17 protein-coding genes are annotated in these 20,871 nt (G+C 71.3%); 4 read left to right on the forward strand and 13 right to left on the reverse strand.

Translation table 11 applies throughout. The features are described from left to right. The first annotated feature begins 100 nt into the window (after positions 1-100). Entirely contained in the window at positions 101-1,291 is a 1,191-nt protein-coding gene (locus IM770_RS13180) for a bifunctional 2-methylcitrate synthase/citrate synthase (protein WP_203581597.1), read from the forward strand. A 4-nt stretch (positions 1,292-1,295) separates the two neighbouring features. Beyond that, positions 1,296-1,751 carry a hotdog fold thioesterase gene (locus IM770_RS13185; protein ID WP_203581598.1) on the forward strand — a complete coding sequence of 152 codons (456 nt, stop codon included), beginning with the start codon at positions 1,296-1,298 and terminating at the stop codon, positions 1,749-1,751. Between the two features lie 123 nt (positions 1,752-1,874). On the opposite strand, the gene IM770_RS13190 is transcribed toward IM770_RS13185, so the two are convergent. Genes IM770_RS13190 through fadD5 form a run of 7 tightly spaced genes read right to left on the reverse strand, consistent with a single transcriptional unit; the run spans position 1,875 to position 9,917 of the window. Continuing rightward, a complete protein-coding gene (locus IM770_RS13190) occupies positions 1,875-2,930 on the reverse strand; it encodes a branched-chain amino acid ABC transporter permease (protein WP_203581599.1) in 1,056 nt (351 codons plus the stop codon). After that, the gene (locus tag IM770_RS13195) at positions 2,927-3,805 is read right to left on the reverse strand and encodes a branched-chain amino acid ABC transporter permease (protein ID WP_203581600.1); all 879 of its coding nucleotides are present in this window, start codon (positions 3,803-3,805) and stop codon (positions 2,927-2,929) included. Before IM770_RS13195 ends, IM770_RS13190 begins: the two co-directional genes overlap by 4 nt. A 10-nt stretch (positions 3,806-3,815) precedes the next feature. Continuing rightward, positions 3,816-4,523 (reverse strand): ABC transporter ATP-binding protein, encoded by a 708-nt coding sequence (locus tag IM770_RS13200; RefSeq protein WP_203581601.1) that lies wholly within the window; start codon positions 4,521-4,523, stop codon positions 3,816-3,818. Beyond that, positions 4,520-5,290, reverse strand: a complete 771-nt coding sequence (locus IM770_RS13205; RefSeq protein ID WP_203581602.1) for an ABC transporter ATP-binding protein — start codon at positions 5,288-5,290, stop codon at positions 4,520-4,522. The genes IM770_RS13200 and IM770_RS13205 overlap by 4 nt, the downstream gene beginning before the upstream one ends. 4 nt (positions 5,291-5,294) lie before the next feature. Further along, on the reverse strand, positions 5,295-6,578 hold the full coding sequence (locus IM770_RS13210; protein ID WP_203581603.1) for an ABC transporter substrate-binding protein: 1,284 nt from the start codon (positions 6,576-6,578) through the stop codon (positions 5,295-5,297). An 18-nt stretch (positions 6,579-6,596) separates the two neighbouring features. After that, positions 6,597-8,312, reverse strand: a complete 1,716-nt coding sequence (locus IM770_RS13215) for an alcohol dehydrogenase catalytic domain-containing protein (RefSeq protein WP_203581604.1) — start codon at positions 8,310-8,312, stop codon at positions 6,597-6,599. A 3-nt stretch (positions 8,313-8,315) separates the two neighbouring features. Beyond that, positions 8,316-9,917 carry a fatty-acid--CoA ligase FadD5 gene (fadD5, locus tag IM770_RS13220; RefSeq protein WP_203581605.1) on the reverse strand — a complete coding sequence of 534 codons (1,602 nt, stop codon included), beginning with the start codon at positions 9,915-9,917 and terminating at the stop codon, positions 8,316-8,318. A gap of 195 nt (positions 9,918-10,112) precedes the next feature. Between fadD5 and IM770_RS13225 the strand changes: the two genes are divergently transcribed. Further along, positions 10,113-11,342, forward strand: a complete 1,230-nt coding sequence (locus IM770_RS13225) for a TetR/AcrR family transcriptional regulator (RefSeq protein ID WP_203581606.1) — start codon at positions 10,113-10,115, stop codon at positions 11,340-11,342. Between the two features lie 177 nt (positions 11,343-11,519). On the opposite strand, the gene IM770_RS13230 is transcribed toward IM770_RS13225, so the two are convergent. Then, on the reverse strand, positions 11,520-13,013 hold the full coding sequence (locus IM770_RS13230) for an aldehyde dehydrogenase family protein (RefSeq protein ID WP_203581607.1): 1,494 nt from the start codon (positions 13,011-13,013) through the stop codon (positions 11,520-11,522). Positions 13,014-13,165: 152 nt separating this feature from the next. On the opposite strand from IM770_RS13230, the gene IM770_RS13235 reads away from it, so the two are divergent. After that, positions 13,166-13,777: a TetR/AcrR family transcriptional regulator gene (locus IM770_RS13235; RefSeq protein WP_203581608.1), complete on the forward strand. Its 612-nt coding sequence runs from the start codon at positions 13,166-13,168 to the stop codon at positions 13,775-13,777. 113 nt (positions 13,778-13,890) lie between these two features. Here IM770_RS13235 and IM770_RS13240 read toward each other — a convergent pair whose 3' ends face one another. From IM770_RS13240 to IM770_RS13260, 5 genes are all read right to left on the reverse strand, one after another. Continuing rightward, positions 13,891-14,715 carry an endonuclease domain-containing protein gene (locus tag IM770_RS13240; protein WP_307785460.1) on the reverse strand — a complete coding sequence of 275 codons (825 nt, stop codon included), beginning with the start codon at positions 14,713-14,715 and terminating at the stop codon, positions 13,891-13,893. 334 nt (positions 14,716-15,049) lie between these two features. Beyond that, a complete protein-coding gene (locus IM770_RS13245) occupies positions 15,050-16,078 on the reverse strand; it encodes an NAD(P)H-dependent flavin oxidoreductase (protein ID WP_203581610.1) in 1,029 nt (342 codons plus the stop codon). Further along, positions 16,071-18,260, reverse strand: coding sequence for a 3-hydroxyacyl-CoA dehydrogenase NAD-binding domain-containing protein (locus IM770_RS13250; RefSeq protein WP_203581611.1), 2,190 nt, complete (start codon positions 18,258-18,260; stop codon positions 16,071-16,073). Before IM770_RS13250 ends, IM770_RS13245 begins: the two co-directional genes overlap by 8 nt. Positions 18,261-18,332: 72 nt before the next feature. Beyond that, positions 18,333-19,535 carry an acetyl-CoA C-acetyltransferase gene (locus IM770_RS13255; protein WP_203581612.1) on the reverse strand — a complete coding sequence of 401 codons (1,203 nt, stop codon included), beginning with the start codon at positions 19,533-19,535 and terminating at the stop codon, positions 18,333-18,335. 11 nt (positions 19,536-19,546) lie between these two features. Further along, positions 19,547-20,698, reverse strand: coding sequence for an acyl-CoA dehydrogenase family protein (locus tag IM770_RS13260; protein ID WP_239066170.1), 1,152 nt, complete (start codon positions 20,696-20,698; stop codon positions 19,547-19,549). Between the last annotated feature and the right edge of the window lie 173 nt (positions 20,699-20,871).

Here is a 20,871-nt window from a genome sequence, read left to right on the forward strand (position 1 = left end):
ATGTCCCCATTTCCGCTCTGCATGTCCCAGAAACCCTCGCTCCGGCGCCTCGGAACGACCGAAAGTGGGACATGCATCACCTCGAAGGAGAGCCGCAGCCATGAGTGAACCCGACATCAAGAAGGGGCTCGCCGGCGTCGTCGTGGACTACACGGCGGTCTCGAAGGTCAACCCCGAGACGAACTCGCTGCTGTATCGCGGCTACCCGGTGCAGGAGCTCGCGGCGACGCAGCCGTTCGAGTCCGTCGCGTACCTGCTGTGGCACGGCGAGCTGCCGACCGACGTGCAGCTCGCGCAGCTGCGCGCCACCGAGCGCCAGTACCGTCACCTGCCCGCCGACGTGCGCGCGGCGATCGACCTCGTTCCCGTCGACGCGCACCCGATGGACGAGGTGCGCACGGCGGTGAGCCTCATCGGCGCCCGCGACCTCGCCGGGACCGGCTCGGTGCTCGACGCGAGCGGCAGCGCCGACGAGAACCTCGCGCGCAGCATCCGTCTCTTCGCCGTCCTTCCCGCGATCGTCGCCTACGGCCAGCGCCGCCGGCGCGGCCAGCAGCCCGTCGCGCCCCGCGACGACCTGGACTACGCCGCGAACTTCCTCTGGATGACCTTCGGCGAGGAGTCGGACGACGTCGTCGTCGACGCGTTCAACCGCTCGATGATCCTCTACGCGGAGCACTCGTTCAACGCGTCGACCTTCACGGGCCGCGTGATCGCGTCGACGCTGAGCGACCTCTACTCGGCGGTCGTCGGCGCCATCGGCGCCCTCAAGGGACCGCTGCACGGCGGCGCGAACGAGGCCGTGCTGCACATCTTCGACGAGATCGGCACGGCCGAGAACGTCGGGCCGTGGCTGGACGAGGCGCTCGCCGAGAAGCGCAAGATCATGGGCTTCGGCCACCGCGTGTACAAGCGCGGCGACTCACGCGTGCCCACCATGAAGGCGGCGCTCGACACGCTCGTCGAGCACTACGACCGCCCCGAGGTGGCCGCGCTCTACGACACGCTCGAGTCGGAGTTCGTCAGCCGCAAGGGCATCTACCCCAACCTCGACTACCCGTCGGGGCCCGCGTACAACCTCATGGGCTTCGACACGCTCACCTTCACGCCGCTGTTCGTCGCCGCGCGGGTCACGGGCTGGACCGCCCACATCATGGAGCAGCTCGCCTCGAATGCGCTCATCCGCCCGCTGTCGGAGTACAACGGCCCTGACGAGCGCCATATCGAGGGCTACGTGGCGGATGCCGCCAGCCTCGCCGCCGCCGAACGCGAAGAGGAAGCCGCGGGGTGAAGCCGTGAGCCTCTGGTTCGGCGACGTCGCCGGCATCGATCTGACGGCGATGGCCCCGGGGACGCTCATCGAGAACCTCGGGATCGAGATCGTCGAGATCCGCGACGACGCGCTGGTGGGACGGATGCCGGTGGACCGGCGCACCGTGCAGCCCGCCGGCGTGCTCCACGGTGGGGCCTCCGTAGCGCTCGCCGAGACGCTCGCGTCGTGGGCCGGCTACCTCGCGGTCGACCGCGAGCGCTTCCACGTCGTCGGCCAGGAGATCAACGCCAACCACATTCGTCCGATCGCGTCGGGCTGGGTCACGGCGACCGTCACGCCGGCGAACCTCGGCCGCCGCGCGCACGTGTGGGAGATCCGCATCGTCGACGAGGCGGGCCGCCTCGTCTGCATCTCGCGCTGCACGCTCGCGGTGATCGAGCAGCGCAGCACCTACGCGACGCCCGACGCGCGCGGTTGATTCCGGATGCCTCGCCCCGGCGTCGCGCGCCGGGGCGAGGCATCCGTCATCCCGCGTGCGTTGCCTCGTTCGCTTCGTTCGTCGCGACACGCGGGTTCGCCGCCGCGCGGGGACGGGGTCGGGTCAGCGACGGCCCGGGATCCGGCGGACGACGGGCGCGAGCCCGGCGCGCAGCAGGCCCACGAGGCCGTAGGGCAGGAAGAACGCGAACACGATCAGCACCGCGCCGTAGACCGCGCCCGTCGCGGCCGGGCTCATCGTCGACGTGAATGTCGGGACGTACTGCACGAACAGCGCGCCGAGCACCGCACCGGGCACGGTGGCGAGGCCGCCGACGACGATCAGCGTCACGAACGAGATCGAGAGCGTCAGGCCGAAGTTCTCGGGCCCGATGAACTCCAGCAGCAGCGCGTACAGCCCGCCGGCGACGCCCGCGTAGATCGCGGAGGCGGCGAACAGGCGGGTCTTCGTCTGCCAGACGTCGACGCCGAGTGTCTCGGCGACCAGCTCGGCGTCGCGCACCGCGACGAACGAGCGGCCGAGGCGTCCGCGGGCGAGGCGGCGCGTCACCAGGTACGCGAGCCCGGCCACGACGAGAGCCAGGTAGTACACCCACTGGTCGTGCGCGAGCGGGATCCAGGCGGGCGGATCGCCGTCGATCGCGATGCCGCGGCTGCCGTGGGTCCACGGCTCCAGCGCGCGGATGACCGCCGGTGTCGCCATCGCCATGGCGAGCGTCACGAGGCCCAGCTGCAGCCCGCGCAGACGCAGCGCGGGCAGGCCGATGAGGTAGCCGACCACGAACGGCAGCGCGCCGGCGACGATGAGGGTGAGCGGATGCGGAAGCCCGGCCTCACCGGCGACGGCCACGGTGTACGCGCCGATGGCGAAGAAGGCCGAGTGGCCGAGCGAGACCTGCCCGCCGAATCCGACGAGGAGATTCAACCCGAGGCCGACGATCGCCCAGATCATCACGAGCGTGACGGTCAGGTTGATGTAGCTGGGGTTGACGAGGGGGACGGCGATCAGCCCCGCGGCCGCGGCGATCCCGAGGACCATCGTCAGCCAGCGCGGTGGCGCCAGCGGCGGCCGGGGGCGGCGCAGCCACTCGGCGGCGGAGGTCGCGGGACGCCGCGAGGCCAGCAGAGTGCGGACGGGGGAGGTCGTGGTCATGGTCATGCGCGCACCAGCTCTCGGCGTCCGAAGATCCCCTGGGGTCGCAGCAGCAGCACCGCGACGATGATCAGCAGCGCGACGACCTGCTTGAGTTCGGAACCCACGGCGGGGAGATAGCTGCCGGCGAGGTTCTCGATCACCCCGACCGCCACCCCGCCGACGAGTGCGCCGACCGGCGATTCCAGTCCGCCGAGAGTCGCGGCGGCGAAGGCGTAGATCAGGACGGGACCCATCATGCCCGGGTGGAGGAACAGCTCCGGCGCGATCATGGTGCCGGCGAGCGCGCCGACGGCGCCGGCGATCGCCCAGCCGATCGACATCGTGCGGCCCGTCGAGATTCCCGACAGCTCCGCCGACTCGGGGGCGGACACCGCTGCGCGCATGCGCAGTCCGACGCGCGTGAAGCCGAACAGCGCCGCCAGGCCCGCCGCGACCACGAGCACCGAGAAGACGATGCCGACGTCCTGGCGTGAGACCGACACCCCGCCGATGACGAATGACCCGGCGCCGAAGAGGGCGGGCATCTCCTTGGTCTGGTAGGTCCAGACCCAGCCGATGAGTGCGTTGAGGGCGATCATCAGGCCGAGGCTCACGATGATCAGCGGCAGGTGCTGATGGCGGCGCACGAGCGGCCGCACCAGCACCCGCTCGATGCCCGCCGACAGCAGCGCGAGCACCGCCATCGACACGACGAGAGCGCCCCAGATCGGCAGCCCCCAGGCGGTGAGCTGCCACGACACATAGGCGCCCAGCAGGGCGAGTTCACCCTGCGCGAAGTTCAGCGTGCGCGACGCACGGTAGACGAGCACGATGGCGAGCGCCAGCGCGCCGTACACCGCGCCCGTCGCGATGCCGTCGACGACCTGCTGCAGGAACATGGGTGTCTCCTCACATCCCGAGGTACGCGCGGCGCACCTCGTCCTGGTCGCGCAGCTCGGCGGCGGGCCCGCGCACGGTGAGGGAGCCGCTCTCGATGACGATGGCCTCCTCGGCGATGCCGAGCGCGAGCTCGGCATTCTGCTCGACGAGCAGCATCGCGGTGCCGGTCTCACGCCCGATCTCGTCGAGAGTCGCGAAGAGCTCCTGGGTGATCTTGGGCGCGAGTCCGAGCGAGGGTTCGTCGAGGAGCACCAGTCGAGGCGCGGCCATGTACGCGCGGGCGATCGCGAGCAGCTGCTGCTCGCCGCCGCTGAGCCCCGACGCCGGCCGGCCGCTGCGCTCACCGAGCCGCGGGAAGCGGTCGAGCCAGCGCGCCGCGTCGCGCGCGGCCTCGCGCCCGGGGCGACTCGAGCCGCCCACGAGGAGGTTCTCGCGCACGGTGAGGTCGCCGAACGTTCCGCGGCCCTGGGGCACGTGCGCGATGCCGGTCGCGGCGACCCGGTGCGGCGGCATCCCGCCGATCTCCGTTCCTCCGAAGCGGATGAACCCCTCGACACGGCACATGCCCGAGATGCTGCGGAGCGTCGTCGTCTTGCCGGCGCCGTTGGCGCCCAGCACGACGAGCCTGCCGCCCTCGGGGATGTCGAACACGATGTCGCGCAGCACGGTCACCGCGCCGTAGCCGGCGGCGGCGATCTCGACCGACAGCAGCGTCATGCGGCGGCGCTCCCGAGGTAGGCGGCGACGACCTGCGGATCCCGGGCGACCTCGGCCGGCGTGCCGGTCGCGATGACCCGCCCGAAGTTGAGGACGACGACCCGGTCGCAGACGGCGCCGACGAGTCCCATGTGGTGCTCGACCAGGAGGATCGCCGTGCCGCGGTCGGCGGCGAGGCGCCGCAGCGTCGTGCCGAGCTCGAGCACCTCGCCGTGGATGAGCCCGTTCGCCGGCTCGTCGACCAGCAGCAGCCGGGGCTCGGCGATGAGGGCGCGCGCCAGCTCGACGCGCTTGAGCGTGCCGAACGGCAGGGTGCCGACGACTCGCGGTGCAGCCTCGGCGAGTCCGAGGTCGTCGAGCAGCGCGACCGCCCGGTCGCGCATCGCCTCCTCGGTGCGGGCGAGCTCGGGCAGCGCGAGCGCGCTCGCCCAGTAGCCGCCGCGCGTGGCGTGATACGCGCCGGCCAGCACGTTCTCGAGCACGGTCTGCGAGGGGAGCAGGCCGAGGTTCTGGAACGTGCGGCCGACGCCCAGCGCGGCGATCCGGTGCCGGGGGAGCCGAGTGACCTCGGCACCCCCGACCCGGATGCTGCCCTGCTGCGGGCGGTAGAGCCCGCTGACGCAGTTGAACAGGCTCGTCTTCCCGGCGCCGTTGGGGCCGATCAGCCCGACGACCTCGCCGTCCCCGACGGTCAGGCTCGGCCCGTCGAGGGCCTGCAGTCCACCGAAAGACAACTGGACGTCCGAGATCTCGAGCAGAGCGGCCATGGTGTCAGTCGCCGACGGTGTAAGTGCCCTCGGCGAGGTCCCAGTTCTCGCCGTTGAAGACCTGCACCTTGATCTCGCGGAACACGTACGGGTAGTCCGGCGTGGTCGTGACGGTGACCGGTGCCAGATCGAGCTCGAGCTCGTCGAACGACGTCGCGGCCTTCAGGAGCGCCGCGCGGGAGCATCCGTCCATCTGGGTCAGCGCCGCCTCGAGCAGCTGGGCCGTCTGGTAGCCGGCAGCCGCAGGGGCCGAGAGCGCGTTCACCTCGTCCGGGTGCGCCGCGGCGAACTCGGTCCACGCGTCGAAGCCCGGGTCGCCCGCCTGCGACGGGTCGGTGATGTCCTTGGTGTACGCGATCGACACGACGCCGTCGGCCGCGCCCGGCCCCGCGGGCTTGAGGAAGAAGGTCGCGTCCGCGGCGGGCGCGTTGATCACCGTGGTGGCGTCCCACCCGAGCTCGAGCTTCTTCTTGAGCGACTGCGTGGCGAATGCCCCGACGGCCCAGTTGAGGAAGACGTCCGCGCCCGACGACGCGAGCGTGGTCACCTGGCTGTCGACGGACGCCGAGGCGACCTCGTACGACTCCGCGGCGACGAGCTCGACGCCGGTGCCCTCGAACGCCTCCTCGAAGCCCGCGCGGATGCTCTCGCCGAAGTCGTCGTTCTGGTACAGGATCGCCGCCTTCGCGTCGGGGTGGTTCTCGACGATGTACTCGCTGAGCGCCTGCACCTCGAAGCTGTACTGCGGCATGAACGCCGTCGTCCAGGGGTCGGTCTCGTGGAGATCGAGGATCGCGTCGCTGCCGGTCCCGGTGAAGAGGTTCGGCACGCCCGCCTCCTCCACGTAGGGGGCGACGCTGATGGCGGCGCCGGTGCCCAGCACGCCGGCGAGGGCGAAGACCTCCTCCTGCTCGACGAGCGTGCGCACGTTCGCGGCGGTCTTGGCGGGGTCGTAGCCGTCGTCGAGCACCGAGACCGTGACCTCGCGGCTCACGCCGTCGGCGAACTCGAGGCCGCCATCGGCGTTGATGTCGTCGAAGTAGGCCTTGAGCGTCTGGCCGATGGCGCCGTATGCGGCGGCGGGACCCGACAGGGCGATGCTGTTGCCGATCCGCACTTCGGTGTCGGTAAAGCCGGGATCGCACTGCGCCGCCTCCTCCGGCCCGGCGGCCTCGGGTTCGGCCTCGCGGCCGGCGCAGCCGGCGAGGACGAGGGCAGTGGCGGTGGCGCCGGCCGCGAAGAGCGGCAGCAGGCGGCGGGAGGGGCGGGTGGTGCGAAGGGTCGACATCATTCCTCCTCGAATGCGTCAGGTGCTGTGTGCTGTGGGAAGGGTGTCGCCGGTGGCGACGGGGCGGTCCTCGACTCGCTCGAGGACGAAGTGGAAGGGGCGGCCGCGGTCGTCGGTGCCGGGGCCCGTCATGACGCCGAGCACGGCATCGGGGCCCAGCCGCACGAAGTGGTCGATGATCGGCTGCCCGTCGTAGACCATCGACCCGGTCACGACGCCGTCGTGCTCGATCTGGCGCAGCGTCGCGCCGCCGCGGGCGAGTCGCGCATCGGCGACGAGCCCGCCGTCGTCGGTGGTGCACACGATGGGCGCCACGTCGTCGTCGGCGCGGAAGAGTTTGCCGTACCACCGGCTGCGCTCGAGCATGCGGCCGGCGCGGTGCCCGCGCGTGGCGGCCCAGCCGTGCCACAGACCGCGCAGGTCGGCCGTCGCGATGGGCGGCAGCGAGCGCCACAGGGCGCGCAGGTCGCCGTCGTCGAGGCCCGCCCGCAGGCGGTCGACGAGCGGGAGAGCGGATGCCGCAACCGGCGTCGCTGGATCAACAGCCTCCGCCCGGGCCGGCGTGGCGCCGGACGCGCCGCCCTGTGCCGTGGCCGGCGCGGCGCCGGACGCGCCGCCCTGCGCCGCGGCCGGCGCGGCGATCGCGGCGGCGTGGGGCGCGGCATCCGTCTCGTCCATCACCAGCACCGGCTTCACCACGCGGCCCGCGCGCACGTCGGCGATGGCCCTCGCGGCGTCGGCGAAGGGGTAGGTGGCGACGAGGCACTCGACGGGGAGCCGCCCCGCGCGCCACAGCGCCGCGAGCAGGGGCACGTCGCGGGTGACGTCGGAGTCGCCCTCGATCACGCCGCTCAGCGTGCGGCCCCACAGCACGCGAGTCTGCGACACGGTCACCGGATTGGCGCCGGGCTTCAGGGCCACGGTGGCGGCGACGCCGCGCGGCGCGAGAGCCGCGATCGCCGTGTCGATGGACGCCTGCGAGCCGACCGTGTCGACGACATGGGTGAACACGGCGGACCGGCCGAGGTCCTCGGGAGCAAGCGCCTGCGATGCGCCCAGCTCGAGCCCGAGCGACCGGCGGGCGGCGACGGGGTCGGTGACCACGATGCGCCCGACCCCGCGGTGAGCCGCGGCCATGACCGCGGCGAGTCCCGTCGTCCCCGCGCCGATCACCAGGAGGGCGTCGGCGGGGGCCGGGCGCAGCACGTTCAGCACGGTTCCGGCACCGGTCAGGATGCCGCAGCCCAGCGTCGCCGCGACCTCCCAGGGCACGTCGGCGCCGACGGGGATCGCGGCCGACTCGTGCACGACGACGCGGGTCGCCCACGACGACTGCGACATCCAGCCGGTCGTCACCCGCTCGCCGTCCGCGGTGGCCGCGTCGGAGCGGGGTGCGTAATTGAGCTCGGCGAACCGGTCGCAGTAGGCGGGGTGGCCGTCGGCACACGCCGGGCACGCGCCGCACGAGCCGAAGCCGAGCACGACGCGGTCGCCGGGCCGGGCCCGGGTCACGCCGGTGCCGACCGCCTCGACGATGCCGGCGCCCTCGTGGCCGAACACTGCCGGGTAGCGGTCGCCGGCACCGCCGTCGATGCCGAACAGGTCGGTGGGGCACACGCCCGACGCCATGACGCGCACGACGAGCTCCAGCTCGCCGGGCTCGCGCAGGGCGACGTCGGTGAGCGCGACGGATCCGCCGCGCTCTCGGACGAGCGCGGCCACAGCATCTGTCATCGGTTAGGCCGGCGTCAGTTCGCGATCGGCCGCGCGCAGCGCGACCTTGTTGACCTTGCCCGCGGCGTTGCGAGGAAGTGCCGGCACGACGACGAGCGCCTTCGGCTGCTTGAAGCGGGCGAGCTTGTCGGCGAGCCACCCCTGCAGCTCCTCGATCGAGAGCTCCTCACCCGGCGCGAGTGCCACCGCCGCGACCGGCACCTCGCCCCAGCGCTCGTCGGCGCGACCGTAGATGGCGGCCTCGACGATCTTGGGGTGGGCGAAGAGCACGTTCTCGACCTCGGCGCAGTAGATGTTCTCGCCGCCCGAGATGATCATGTCCTTCTTGCGGTCGACCACCCACACGAAGCCCTCCTCGTCCTGGCGGACGAGGTCGCCGGAGTGGAACCACCCGCCCTCGAACGCCTCGGCGGTCTCGGCCGGCTTGCGCCAGTAGCCCTTCATCAGGGTGGGTCCGCGGTAGACGATCTCGCCGACGTCGCCGGGTGCGACATCCTTCATCTCGTCATCCACGACGCGGTACTGGATCGTCGGGATCGGCTTGCCGACCGAGCCGAGCTTGCGCAGCGAGTCCTCGCCGCGCAGCACGCACGTGATCGGCGAGAGCTCGGTCTGACCGAACACGGCGACGTTGGTCGCGTGGGGGAAGGTGTCGGCCATCGCGTGCAGCAGGGTGTCGGACGCGGGAGCGGCGCCCCAGCTGATGATGCGCAGGTGCAGGTCCCGCTCCGGGATCGAGGGGTCGGCGCAGATCACCTGCCACTGCTGCGGCACGTTGAAGACGATCGTCGCCTTCTCGCGCTCCCACGCGTCGAGGAGCTCGGTGGCGTTGAACGCGCCGAGCGGGTGGATCACCGTCGGGATGCCGATGATGAAGTTCGGCGCGATCGACCCGAGTCCGGCGATGTGGAAGAGCGGCGCCGTCATGAACGAGATGTCGCTCTCGTCGACCACGTTGTTCGCACGGATGCAGGTGATGGACTGCGCGTACAGGTTGACGTGGTCGAGCATCGCGCCCTTCGGGCGTCCGGTCGTTCCCGACGTGTACATGATGAGCGCGGTGGTGTCTTCGGGCACGTCGGGTGCTTCGAAGTTCCCGGCGTCCTCCGCGACGAGGTCGGTCCACGACTCGTGGCCCTCGGCGCTCCCGGTCGCTGAGCCCGTCGAAGCGTCGCCGATCACGATGACGCGCTTCACGCGATCGGTGAGCTGCGCCACGGCGCCGACGAGCGGCGCGAGCGGCGCTTCGACGATGAGCACCTCGGCGTCGGCGTCGTCGACGATGTAGGCGATCTCGGGCGGGGTGAGGCGCACGTTGATCGGCACCGCGATCGCCCCGATCCGGTTGATGCCGAAGACCGAGATGACGACCTCGGGCCGGTTGAGGGTGAGCAGCAGCACCCGGTCGCCGGCGGCGACGCCGCGCCGCGCGAGCGCGGCGGCGAACGCGTCCATCTGGTCGCGCGTCTGGGCCCACGTGGTCGTGGCTCCGAGGAAGCGGAAGGCCGCGGCATCCGGCTTCATCACCGCATGCGTGGCGACCTGGTTCATCCAGTGGTTGCGCCGCGCGGCGGCGGGGATCGCAGTGGGGGCGGAGTCGGTCATCGGGTTGCCTCTCGTCAACGTCTTCGTCGCGATGCCGCGTCCCTGCGGCATCGGTGGCTGGTGTCGAGTATGGCAGGAGACGAGCCGGATGTCACGAGTTTTGTTAATCGCAATTCACATCCGCCGTCCGGTCGCAAGTGAACCGGTGGTCGCGTCGCGGGCCGCCGACGGCTGAGCGCGAGTAGGCTGTCGCGCATGCCCGTCGCCGTGCCGTCCGCCGCCGCCCGCACGCGGCCGCGGGATCGCAAGCGGCACATCGAGGAGGCCGCCGCGCTCGCCTTCGCACAGCACGGCTACCACGCCGTCGGCATGCAGGACATCGCCGCCGCGGTGGGCATCTCGGCGCCCGCCCTCTACCGGCACTTCCCGAACAAGTACGCCCTGTTCGTGCAGACGGCGTTCGGGATCGCGCACCGCCTCATCGAGGACACGGACGAGGCGGCGGCCCTGCCCCTCGGGACCGTGGCGGAAGCCAGGCACGCACTCGATGCGCTCGTCGACGCCGTGATCGCGACGACCGTCGAACTGCGGGCGACCGGAGGGATCTACCGCTGGGAGGGCCGGTATCTCGAACCCGCCGACCGCGAGCTGCTGACGGCCGAGTTCCGGACCCTGCGCGGGCGGTTCGAGACCGCCCACGCCGTGTACCGGCCCGACGTCGACGACACCGACCGCCGCCTGCTGGTGCTCGGTGCGCTGAGCGTCGTCGCGAGCATCACTGCGCACCGTACGGTCGTCGGCGCCAAGGCGCTGCGCACGCTGCTCGCCGACGCCGCATGGCGCGCGCTCGACGGCACGCTTCCTGCCGCCACCGAGACGATCCAGGCGGATGCCGCACCCGCCGTCGTCGCCGACGACGAGCCGGCGTCCGATCGGGGCCGCCGGGCCCGGCTGATCGACGCCGCGATCCGGCAGTTCGCCGCGCGCGGCTACAACGAGGTGACGATCGAGGACATCGCGGCCGAGGTGGACCTGACGCCCTCCGGCGTCTACCGCCACTTCGACGGCAAGTCGGCGCTGCTGCTGGCGGCATGCGATCGGGCTGCCGTCGAACTCGAGCGTGCGGCGCTGCACGCCCGCGAGTCGGCCGATTCGCCGGAGGATGCGCTCCGGCGCCTCGGCCGCGCCTACGTCGACCACACGTTCTCGCACCTGGCGCTGATGCGCATCTACTTCTCGGAGATCGGCAACCTCGCGTCCGAAGAGCAGCGGCGCCTCCGTGCCGTGCAGCGTGCACACATCGCGGACTGGACCGCACTGCTGCAGGCCGTGCGTCCCGAGCTCAGCGGGCGCGAGGCCGCGGTGCTGGTGCACGCGGGGCTCGGCGTCGTCGCCGACCAGACGCCGCTGCTGCCGGTGCGCGACACCGCTGCGGCCGAGCGGCTCGCACGGCTCGTCGAGATCGTGCTCGGCCTCGCGGACTGACCCTCGCGTCGCTCGCGTTCGGGCTCGGGCTCGGGCCGGGGCGTGCGGAGCCCAGTTTCTTGGTGAGAGAACAGGTGGTCGCCGAGATGCGGGGTGGTTCCCTACCTCTCGGCGACCAGGTGTACTCTCGCGGATCGGCGGTCGGCTCGGGCGAGCGGACCGGCGCCGCCAGTGGAGCTACTTGGCCTTGCCGTGGAGCATCGGGATCATGCGCTCCACCATGTGCATGTCGCGCGCGGAGCGCTCGAGCGTCAGCAGGTTGAGCGCGGCCTTGCGGGTCTGACGCGCGATGGACTTCGGAACGCTGAACTCGCGAAGTCCGTCGGCGCCGTGGATCCGGCCGAAGCCCGAACCCTTCACGCCGCCGAAGGGCAGCGCACCGATGGCGGCGAAGCCCAGCACGGAGTTGATCGTGACCACTCCGGCTCGCAGCTGCGCGGCGATGCGCTCGCCCTTCTTCGAGTCCTTGGTGAACACGGCCGCGCCGAGACCGTAGTCGGTGGCGTTGGCGCGGGCGACCGCCTCGTCGAGATCGGCGACCGCGTTGATCACCACGGTCGGGCCGAACGTCTCGCGCTGCACAGCCTCGGAATCCTCCGGCACATCCACCAGCACGATGGGCGACACGGTCCGGTCGGCGATCGACTCCGGTCCGCCGAAGACGGCCTTGCCGCCGCGAGCGAGGGCGTCGTCGACATGGGCCGCGACGACGTCGGTCTGGGTCGCGAGCGTCATAGGGCCGTAGGTCGGCTTGTCGCCGGTCACGACGATGCGCTTGGCGCGGTCCACCACTTTGTCGACGAGCGCATCGCGCACGCGCCGCTCGACGTAGACGCGCTCGACGCCGACGCATGTCTGACCGGCATTGCCGAGAGCGCCGAAAGCGATGAAGTCGGCGGCCGCCTCGAGGTCGGCATCCGCCGCGACGATCAGCGCGTCCTTGCCGCCGCACTCCGCCACGAGCGGTGTGAGCGTCTCGGCGCAGGCCGCCATGACCTTCTTCGCGCTCGCCGTCGAGCCGGTGAAGGCGATCTTGTCCACCCCGGCGCGCACGAGGTCGGCACCGGTGCCGCGGTCGCCCGTGATGACCTGCAGCACCGGGCGGTCGCAGGCCTCGCGCCATTTCTCGGCGACCCACACCGCGGTGCCGGGCGTGAGTTCGCTCGGCTTGAAGACGATGGCGTTGCCGGCCGCCAGGGCGTACGAGATCGAGCCCATCGGCGTGTAGAACGGGTAGTTCCACGGCCCGATGACGCCGACCACGCCGTACGGCACGTACCCGAGCGTCGCGTGCTGGTTGTAGTTCACGAGCCCGGCCTTGACCTTGCGACGCTTGAGCACGTGCTCGGCGTTCTTCGCGGCCCAGTCCAGGTGGCCGACCGTGAGCATCACCTCGAGCAGGGCGTCGCCCTCGGGCTTGCCGGTCTCGCGGGCGATGGTCGTGGCGAGCGCCTTCGCGTCGCGCGCGATGGCCGCCTTGAAGGCCGTCAGCACCCGACGCCGGCCGGCGAAGCCGATGCCCGCCCACCATTCGGCCGCCTCGCGGGCGACCTCGACGGTGCGCCGCACCTCGTCGGACGAGGCGACCGGGTAGGAGGCGATGGTCGAGCCGTCGCGCGGGTCGGTGGTGGTCAGGACGGACGTGCTGCTGTCGTCTTGGCGCAGGGTCATGGCAGGCCTTTTCCATCTCGTCGCCGAGATCTCGTCGTTGAGGGGCCGAAGTGAATGGTGATTCACAGTAACCCGGCGTGCGGGCGCTGACAAGAGTTCGGGCGGATATTTTCGAATCCCAGTTAGAATGTGAGGAATCGAAAGGGGCACGGGTGTCGCAGAGCGGCGAGGACGGCGCGACGCTGAAGTCGCAGCGCACGCGGCAGCGCATCCTCGATGCCGCCGCGCAGGTGCTCAGCCGCAAAGGCTACGCCGGCACACGCCTGACGGACGTCGCCGACGTCGCCGGCGTGCAGGCCCCGGCGATCTACTACTACTTCGGCTCGCGCGACGACCTCGTCGAGGAGGTGATGTGGGCGGGCGCCCACCGCGTGCGCGTGCACGTCGAGGAGGTGATCGCCGCGATGCCCGACCAGGCGTCCGCGCTCGACCGCATCCTCGCCGCAGTCGACGCGCACCTGCGCTACGAGCTGCAGATCTCCGACTACACGACGGCCTCGGTGCGCAACGCGGGCCAGGTGCCCGAGCATCTGCGCGTCCGCCCGGCGGCGGAAGAGGCGGCGTACAGCCGCATCTGGCGCGACCTCTTCCACGCGGCGCAGGACGCCGGCCAGCTGCGCGCCGATCTCGACATCAACATCTTCCGGCTGCTGCTGCTGGGCTCGATGAACTGGGCGGTGGAGTGGTGGAACCCCCGCACCCGCAGCCTCGACGAGCTCGTCCGCCAGACCCAGGACCTCGTCCGCCACGGCGCCGGCGCCTGACCCGCGCCCGCGGCATCCGCTCGCCTGCCGACGTCAGCCCGCCGGAATCGGAGATCCGGCGAGAATCGGCCGGTTCAGAGACAAGTCTCCGATTTTCGCCGGATGTCCGTTTCTCACCGCGCCCGATGGAGCCCCTGCGCGACCGCCCGCATGATCAGGTCCTGCACCTCGTGCCAGCGTTGCGTGATCTGGCCGTTGCCGACCCGGATCACGTGGTAGCCCAGAAGGGTGAGCTCGGCGTCGTGTCGGATGTCCTCCTCGCGCTGCGGGCCGACGTGCGTGCCGCCGTCCACCTGCAAGACGAGGCGGTCGCCGATGAGGAAATCCACGCGGTGGCGGGCGATCCAGATCTGCTGCCGGATCGGCAGCCGCAACCAGCGCAACCGCGGGATGACGGGCGATTCGAGCCCGGAATCCGACCAGACGCTCGCTTCGGCACAGAGCCTCCTGGCCGCAGGTGGCAGCTTCAGTCTCTCTAAGGCCTCCTTCCTCACCGCTTCGCGCCGCAGCGCCGATTCCCAGATCGCAAGGGCGGCGTCATGCGACTGGCACTGTGCGACGAGCACGAGGACGTTCTCGATCGGGTCCACAAGGGAATCCGGATGCCGCGGCACGGCGGGCGTCGCCCAGTGCAGGTGTGCCCGTTCGATGCGCCGCCTGCCGTTCGTGGCCAGCGCAAGATGCGGGACCGATTCGGCGACCTGCCACAACCCGAGCCGCCGGGCCTGCGTGATGCAGGTCAGGACCGCGCTCGCAGCGGCCGCCGCGCGCAACTCCGGGTCGGTTCCCGGCAGCGAGATCCAATTGCGTCCGACCCGCTCGAACACCCCCTCTGACACCAGCCGGGACCGAGCGTGCTCTCTGATGCCGAACGACTCCAGCGTGCGCGTGCGCGCGATGCCGCCCAAGGAGCGCAGGACCGCGGCTGCACCGTTCACGATGCGAGTCTGCGGGTCGACGGGTCGCAGACTCGCGGCGTCCGCCGCATCTGTGGATCCTGCTCGTGATCCCCGGGCTGTGGAGGAGACGGCGAGGGCTTCCCAAGGGGTGAAACGCGGAGATCCGGCGGGAATCGGCCGATTGCGCGGCATCCTCCCGATCCCCGCCCGATCTCCGATTCTCGCCGACCACCCGGCACCCGGCGCCCGCCGGACGCGCGGCGCCCGCGCGCGGAGCGCCCGCCGCGACCGGCGCGGGGGGTCGCGGGTCGCGGCGGGCAGTGGGAGGAGGTGGCGGATGCCGGGGGGCGAGGCATCCGCCACCGGAAACGCGTCAGGCGAAGAGCGACAGGCGCTCCGACAGAACCTCGTGCGCCTGCGCCACGGTGCGACGCACGACCTCCCCGGCGGGCGGGATGTCGCGGATGAGCCCCTGCACCTGGCCGACGGTCCAGATGCCGGCCTCGAGGTCGCCGTTCTCGAACACCTTGCGGCCGCGAGCGCCGGCGACGAGCTCGCGCACGTCGGGGAACTGGCCGCCGTCGGCGAGGATGCGCACGACCTCGTCCGAGACGGAGTTCTTCGCCACGCGCGCGGTGTTGCGCAGCGACCGGAAGATGAGGTTCGTGTCGAGCTCGGTCGCCTCGACGATGCGCTCCTTGACCGCCTGCGACACCGGCGACTCGACCGTGCACATGAATCGCGAGCCCATGTTCACGCCGTCCGCGCCCAGCACCAGCGCCGCCGCGAGGCCGCGGCCGTCGGCGAAGCCGCCGGAGGCGATGAACGGGATGCCGAGGGCATCGGCCGCCGCCGGGATCAGCACGAGTCCCGGCACATCGTCCTCGCCGGGGTGCCCGGCGCACTCGAAGCCGTCGATCGACACCGCGGTCACGCCGACCTTCTCGGCCTTGAGCGCGTGACGGACCGAGGTGCACTTGTGGATCACCCGCACCCCGTGGTCGCGGAACATATCCATGTGCGGCTCGGGGTTCGCGCCCGCGGTCTCGACGATCGTCACGCCGGAGTCGATGATCGCGCGCCGGTACTCGTCGTACGGGGGCGGGCTGATCGACGGCAGGATCGTGAGGTTCACCCCGAACGGCTTGTCGGTGAGCGTCCGGGCGCGCTCGATCTCCTTCACGAGGTCGGCGGGTGTCGGCTGGGTGAGGGCCGTGATCATGCCGAGGCCGCCCGCCTCCGACACTGCGGCGGCGAGCTCGGCGCGGCCGACCCACATCATGCCGCCCTGCACCACCGGGTGCTCGATGCCGAGCGCCTCGGTGAACCGCGTGCGCAGGCGCGTGCGTTTCGTCTCGTCGCTGCGCTCCTCGCTCAACGACCGGGTGGCCGTGTCACTCATAGGTCTCACCCGCCTCCGCCTTCGCCAGGAGCGACGCCGGCGGCAGGAATCGATCTCCATAGCGCTCCGCCAGCTGTCGAGAACGCGCGATGAAGCCCGGCAGGCCGCCGTCGTACTGGTTCACGTACTGCAGCACGCCGCCGGTCCAGGCCGGGAAGCCGATGCCGTAGATCGAGCCGATGTTCGCGTCGGGCACCGAGGTCAGCACCCCGGCGTCGAGGCACGCGATGGTGTCGAGAGCCTCGGCGAACAGCATCCGCTCCTGCAGGTCTTCGAAGGGGAGCACGGTGCGCCCCGAGCCGTACTTCTCCCGAAGCCCCGGCCAGATGCCGACGCGCTTGCCCGCCTCGTCGTAGTCGTAGAAGCCCGCCCGCTCGCGGCGGCCGATGCGCTGCGCGTCGTCGACCATCCAGTCCACGACGGCCTCGGACGGGTGCTCGACCCATGCTTCTCCGGAGGCTTCGGAGGCGGCGCGCGTCTCGAGCCGGATCCTCTGCGTGAGCGAGATCGTCAGCTCGTCCAGCAGCTGCAGTGCGCCGGCCGGGTAGCCGGCCTGCAGCGCCGCCTGCTCGACCGAGGCCGGCTCGACGCCCTCGCCCACGGCCGCGACCGCCTCGGCGATGAACGTGCCGATGACGCGCGAGGTGAAGAAGCCGCGCGCGTCGTTGACGACGATCGGCGTCTTGCGGATCTGCTGCACGTAGTCGAACGTCTTGGCGAGCACCTCGTCGCTCGTGCGCTCACCCCGCACGATCTCGACGAGCGGCATCTTGTCGACGGGGGAGAAGAAGTGGATGCCGATGAAGTCGTCGGTGCGCTCCACCCCTTCGGCCAGCAGCGTGATCGGCAGCGTCGAGGTGTTCGACCCGAGCACGGCGTCGGGCTCGACGACATCCTGGATCTCTTGGAACACCCCCTGCTTCACCGGCACCGACTCGAAGACCGCCTCGATCACGAAGTCGACGCCCGCGAAGTCGGCGGGATCGGCGGTCGGCGTGATCCGCGCCAGCAGCTCCGCCGACTTCAGGGCCGTCGTGCGGCCGCGCGCGAGCGCCTTGTCTTCGAGGGCCCGCGCGTAGTCCTTGCCCTTCTCGGCCGCCTCGATGGTGACGTCCTTGAGCACCACCTCGATGCCCGCCTTCGCCGACACGTAGGCGATCGCCGCGCCCATCATGCCGGCCCCGATCACGCCGACCTTCTTCGACCGGTACTTCGGGAAGCCCGCGGGCCGCGATCCGCCGGCGTTGATGTGCCCGAGATCGAAGAAGAACGCCTTGATCATGTTCTTCGCGACCTGGCCGTGCGTGAGTTCGACGAGATACCTGGTCTCGATCTTCGAGGCTGTCTCGAAGTCGACGTACGCGCCCTCGACGGCCGCGGCCATCGCGGCGCGGGGCGCGGGCAGCGGGGCGCCCTTGAGCTGCTTTCGCAGGGTCGCGGGGAACGCGGGCAGCGCGCCGGCCAGCGACGGCGAGTTCGGCGCACCGCCCGGGATGCGGAAGCCCTTCTCGTCCCAGGGCTTGACGGGCGCCGCGTGGGCGGCGATCCACGCCTTCGCGGCATCCACCAGCTCATCCGGCGACGCGACCAGCTCGTCGACGATGCCGACGGCCAGCGCGTCCTCGGGCGAGAACTTCGTGGCCGGCAGGATGACGTCGGTCAGCGCCTTCTGCAGCCCGAGCATGCGCACCAGGCGGGTGATGCCGCCGCCGCCCGGCAGCAGGCCGAGCGACACCTCGGGCACGCCGAACTGCGCGCCGCGCACGTCGGCCGCGATGCGGTGGTGCGCCGCCAGCGCCACCTCCAGGCCGCCCCCGAGCGCGGTGCCGTTCATGGCCGCGACGACGGGCTTGCCGAGCAGCTCGAGGCGACGCATGTCGGCCTTCACGGCGTCGATGTGGGCGGTCTCCTCCGCCGCCTTCGCCGGGTCGGCGGCGCGCAGCAGGTTCAGGTCGCCGCCGGCGAACCAGCTCTTCTTCGCCGAGACCAGGATGACGCCGCGGATGCTGTCGCGCTCCGCCTCCAGCCGGTCGGCCGTCGCCGTGAGGGCGGCGACGAAGTGCGGGTTCATGGTGTTGACGGTGCTGTCGGGATCATCGAGCGTGATGACGACGTCGCCGTCGGCATCCTGCTCCCACGCGTAGCCCTGGTACACGGTCGTGTCGTCGATCGTGGTGCTCATAGGTGTTCTCTTCTCGGAATCGGTGGAGACGGATACTTCGACTCGTGCCTCGCTCGGCACGAGTGCGGGGTCTCAGACCCGCTCGATGACGGTGGCGATGCCCATCCCGGCGCCGACGCACAGCGTGGCGAGGCCCCGCTTCTGGTCGCGGCGCTCGAGCTCGTCGAGCAGCGTGCCGAGGATCATCGCGCCGGTCGCGCCGAGCGGGTGGCCGAGGGCGATGGCGCCGCCGTTGACGTTGACCTTGTCGTGCGGGATGTCGAGGTCCTTCATCCACTTCATGACGACGGCGGCGAAGGCCTCGTTCAGCTCGAACAGGTCGATGTCGGATGCCGCGAGCCCGGCCTTCGCGAGCGCCTTCTGCGTCGCGGGTGTCGGGCCCGTCAGCATGATGGTCGGCTCGGAGCCCGTGACGGCCGTCGAGACGATGCGGGCGCGCGGCGTGAGGCCGAGGCGCTCGCCCACCTCCTTGCTGCCGATGAGCATGAGCGCGGCGCCGTCGACGATGCCCGACGAGTTGCCCGCGGTGTGGACGTGGTCGATGCGCTCGACCGCGTGGTACTTCTGCGTCGCGACGGCGTCGAAGCCCGCGTTCTCGCCGAGCGCGGCGAAGGCCGCGGGCAGGCCGCCGAGGCCCGAGGTGTCGGGCCGGCGGTGCTCGTCGGTGTCGAGGAGCGTCACGCCGTTCTGGTCGCGCACCGGAACGACCGACCCGGCGAACCGGCCCTCGCTCCACGCAGTGTCGGCGCGGCGCTGCGACTCGGCGGCGTACGCGTCGACGTCGTCGCGCGAGAAGCCCTCGATCGTCGCGATGAGGTCGGCGCCGATGCCCTGCGGCACGAAGTAGAGGTCGTAATTCGTCGTGGGGTCCTGCGCGTAGGCGCCGCCGTCCGAGCCGATCGGCACGCGCGACATCGACTCGACGCCTCCCGCGAGCACGAGGTCCTCGAAGCCCGAGGCCACCTTCTGGGCCGCCGTGTTGACGGCTTCGAGGCCCGACGCGCAGAACCGGTTCAGCTGCACGCCGGCGACCGTCTCGGGCAGGCCCGCGACGAGGGCGGCGGTGCGGGCGATGTCGCCGCCCTGCTCGCCGATCGGCGAGACGACGCCGAGCACGATGTCGTCGATGAGCGCGGGGTCGACGCCCGGGTTGCGCTCGAGGATCGCGCCGATGAGCCCGACCACGAGGTCGACCGGCTTGGTGCCGTGCAGCGCACCGCCGCGGTTCTTGCCGCGCGGCGTCCGCACGGCGTCGTAGATGTATGCGTCAGCCATGTGGCCTCTCCTCACAGTCCGAGGCTGCGACCGACGATCTCTTTCATGATCTCGGTCGTGCCGCCGTAGATGGTCGTGATGCGCGCGTCCTCGTAGTCGCGCGCGATGCGGTACTCGCGCATGTAGCCGTAGCCGCCGTGCAGCTGCAGGCAGCGGTTCACGATCTGCACGTACTGCTCGGTGGTCCAGAACTTGGCGGCCGCGGCGTCCTCGGCCGACAGTTCGCCGGCCGAGTGGATCCCGATGCACCGGTCGATGTAGGCGCGGCTGACATCGGTGGCGGTCACCATGTCGGCCAGCTCGAACCGGGTGTTCTGGAACGACCCGATCGGCTTCCCGAACGCCTTGCGGTCCTTCACGTACGTGAGCGTGCGCTCGAGGACGCCCTCGCTCGCGGCGACGGCCGCCGCGGCGATCGAGAGGCGCTCCTGCGGAAGGTTGCGCATGAGCCCGAAGAAGCCGTCGCCCTCCGCGCCGAGCAGGTTGGCCGCCGGCACCCGCACGTCTTGGAAGACCAGCTCGCTGGTGTCCTGCGCGTGCAGGCCGATCTTCTCCAGGTTGCGGCCCCGCGAGAAGCCCGGGGCGTCGGTCTCGACCACGAGCAGGCTGAGGCCTCGATGGGGGTCTTCGCTCGTGCGCACGGCGGTGACGACGAGGTCGGCGTTCTGCCCGTTGGAGATGAAGATCTTGGTGCCGTTGACGATGTAGTCGTCGCCGTCGCGCACGGCCGACGAGCGGATGCCCGAGAGGTCGCTGCCGGTGCCCGGCTCGGTCATGGCGATCGCCACGATGAGCTCGCCGGCCGCGATGCCCGGGAGCCACCGCTGCTTCTGCTCGTCGTTCGTCAGGTCGGTGAAGTACGGGATGACGATGTCGTTCGACAGCGCGATGCAGGCCATGCCGTCCGACACCGGGTTGCGCGCGAGCTCCTCGCCCATGATCGCGTGGAAGCGGAAGTCGTCCGCGCCGCCGCCCCCGTACTCCTCCGGGATCGCGAAGCCGAGGATGCCGGCCTCCGCGGCCTTCGTGAAGAGCCAGCGGTCGACCTTGCCCTCCGCACTCCAGCGGTCGGCGTTCGGCCGCGCGTGCTGCTCCACGAACGCCTGCACGACCTCGCGGAACTGCTCGTGGTCTTCGTCGTAGATGTCTCTCTTCAGCGCCATCGCCGATACCTCCGGGTCGGATGCGGCGTCCTCGCCGCAAAGCATGTTTTTATTATGCATTAGAAACTGGATGCCGCAACCCGGCCCATCCCGCCGGATCGAGCCTTGTGCGGGCCGGCTTTCTTACGCACGATTAAACGCGGGGGCTGCCGCCGCACGGCGCCGCCGCCCTG

This window comes from Microbacterium hibisci, assembly GCF_015278255.1.
Lineage (GTDB): Bacteria > Actinomycetota > Actinomycetes > Actinomycetales > Microbacteriaceae > Microbacterium > Microbacterium hibisci.